This window comes from Xanthobacter autotrophicus ATCC 700552, from assembly GCF_043194565.1.
GTDB lineage: Bacteria > Pseudomonadota > Alphaproteobacteria > Rhizobiales > Xanthobacteraceae > Xanthobacter > Xanthobacter autotrophicus_F.
In genome coordinates this window covers 1-2,496 of sequence record NZ_JBAFVS010000058.1, presented here as the reverse complement: position 1 = coordinate 2,496, position 2,496 = coordinate 1, and the positions used below count along the sequence as shown (strand labels likewise).

The window sequence follows — 2,496 nt, the reverse complement described above, 5'->3', positions numbered from 1 at the left end:
GTACGCCTCCGCCGAAGGCCGCCTTGCGGGCTGTGGCGGAGGGATGAAGGTATGACCTTAAGTTCAGACTTAAGGTGATCAGGTCGATGAAGGTCGAGGTGCTCGGGGCCGAACGGCGACGGCGTTGGCGGGACGACGAGAAGGCGGGGATTGTCGCGGAGACGCTGGACGGCACCGCGACGGTCAGTGAGGTCGCGCGCCGACACGATGTCTGCCCGAGCCTCGTGTTCACGTGGCGCCGTCAGGCGCGCCAAGGGCGGCTCGGAGGCGTCACCAAGGTCTCCTCGCTGCTGCCGGTGATGATCCAGGCTGAGACGCCGCCCGTGGTGAACGAGACGGAGAGCGGGCCGCCGCGATCTCGGCGCGCGACAGGGGTGATCGAGATCGATCTCGGCCGCGGCAGGCGGGTTCGGGTCGATCGGGACGTTGATGCCGCTGCCCTGCGTCTCGTCCTTGATCTGCTGAGCGCTCGATGATCCCGGTTCCGGGCGGCGTGAAGGTCTGGCTCGCGACGGGCCACACGGACATGCGCAAGGGCTTCAACGGCTTGGCGCTGATTGCGCAAGAGACGTTGAAGCGCGATCCGCACGCGGGCCACCTGATCGTGTTCCGGGGCCGCCGTGGCGACCTGGTGAAGATTCTCTGGCACGACGGACAGGGCATGTGCCTGTTCGCCAAGAGGCTGGAGCGGGGGCGGTTCCTGTGGCCGTCGACGGTCGACGGCACGGTGACGATCACGGCCGCGCAGCTCGGCTACCTGCTCGAAGGGATCGACTGGCGGATGCCGCAGCAGACCTGGCGGCCGACCGCGGCGGGATAAGATAAACCATTGCTTCGGCACTGCTTTGTGGCAGAATCATCGGCGTGATCGAAGCTCCCGATTTGCCCCAGGATTTGGCCGCCGCCCACGCGATGATCCTCGCGGAGCGGGAGGCGCGGCTGGCCGTGGAGCGGGTGCAGGCGGGCGAGCGCCTGCTCATCGAGAAGCTCCGCCTGGAGATCGCCCGCCTTCGTCGACAGGCCTTCGGCACCTCCTCCGAACGGGGCCGCAAGCTCGAGCAACTGGAGCTGATGCTTGAGGACGCCGAGGAGACCCTGGCGGCGGCAGAGATCGCGGCACAGGTGGCGGTAGCCGCCGTAGATCCTTCCAGGAACGAGGCCCGCGAGCGGCGCCGGCCGATGCGCGGTCCGCTGCCGGAGCATCTGCCGCGTGAGCGTGTGGTCGTCCCGGGACCATCCGTCTGCCCGTGCTGCGGCGGGGATCGGCTGTCGAAACTCGGAGAGGACGTCACCGAGACGCTTGAGCGGATCCCGGCGCGTTGGTTCGTCGTCCAGCACGTGCGCGAGAGGTTCTCCTGCCGCGCCTGCGAGGCGATTGCCCAGGCGCCGGCCCCGTTCCATCCGATCGCCCGTGGCCGGGCCGGGCCGAACCTGCTGGCCGAGATCATCACCGCGAAGTACGCCATGCACCTGCCGCTCCACCGGCAGGGCGAACGCTACGCCCGCGAGGGTGTGGCCCTGACCGACAGCACGCTGGCCGACTGGGTCGGCGCCGTCACCGTCTCGCTCGCCCCCCTGGTGGAGCGGATCGAGGCGCATGTGCGTGCCGCCGAACGCATCCACGTCGACGACACGCCGGTCCCGGTCCTGGCGAAAAGCAAGACCCGCACCGGACATCTGTGGGCCGTGGTGCGCGACGACCGCCCCTTCGCCGGTGCCGCGGCCCCGGCCGCCGCCTACTTCTACTCGGCCACGCGCTCGGGCGAGCACGTCGAGGCCTGGCTCAACGGCTATGCCGGCCCGATGCAGTGCGATGCCTTCGCTGGCTACAACCGGCTCTACGACCCCAGCCGCAAGCCCGGCCCGATCCTCGAAGTGGGGTGTTGGGCTCATGCGAGGCGCAAGTTCTTCGAACTCGCGGATCTCAAGCGAGCCCCCATGGCGGCGGCGATCGTGAAGGCGATCGACACCATCTTCGAGATCGAGCGCGAGATCAACGGCAGGCCTCCCGACGAGCGGCTCCACGTCAGGCAGGATCGCAGCCGCCCTCTGGTCGCCGACCTGGAGGCCCGGCTTCGCGCCGACCGCGCCAGGCTGTCCTCCAAAAGCGATACCGCCAGGGCGATCGACTACATGCTGAAGCGCTGGCCGGCCTTTGCCCGGTTCCTGGACGACGGACGCCTCTGCCTCTCGAACAATGCGGCCGAGCGCGCCGTACGCGGTATCGCCCTCGGCCGCAAAAACTGGACCTTCGCCGGATCCGACGCTGGCGGACGCCGTGCTGCTGCCATGTACACCCTGATCGAGACCGCGAAGCTCAACGACGTCGACCCGAGGGCCTGGCTCGCCGATGTCCTCGCCCGCCTGCCCGGCCATCCCGCCCGGGCCATCGACGAACTGCTGCCCTGGAACTGGAAAGCCGCAGATCACCTGAAGAATGCCGCCTGAGCCACGCCCGCGCGACACCTCATCCCGCGGCCTTCGCCGGATGCGTAC

The 2,496-nt window shown here is 69.0% G+C and carries 3 protein-coding genes; all 3 read left to right on the top strand.

From position 1 onward, the window contains the following. Positions 1-86: 86 nt before the first annotated feature. Genes tnpA through tnpC form a run of 3 tightly spaced genes read left to right on the top strand, consistent with a single transcriptional unit; the run spans position 87 to position 2,448 of the window. Positions 87-476 carry an IS66-like element accessory protein TnpA gene (gene tnpA / locus V5F48_RS24845; RefSeq protein ID WP_394260627.1) on the top strand — a complete coding sequence of 130 codons (390 nt, stop codon included), beginning with the start codon at positions 87-89 and terminating at the stop codon, positions 474-476. Further along, positions 473-820, top strand: coding sequence for an IS66 family insertion sequence element accessory protein TnpB (gene tnpB / locus V5F48_RS24840; protein WP_394260626.1), 348 nt, complete (start codon positions 473-475; stop codon positions 818-820). The genes tnpA and tnpB overlap by 4 nt, the downstream gene beginning before the upstream one ends. Positions 821-864: 44 nt before the next feature. Beyond that, on the top strand, positions 865-2,448 hold the full coding sequence (tnpC, locus tag V5F48_RS24835) for an IS66 family transposase (RefSeq protein WP_463596430.1): 1,584 nt from the start codon (positions 865-867) through the stop codon (positions 2,446-2,448). The last annotated feature ends 48 nt before the right edge of the window (positions 2,449-2,496 follow it).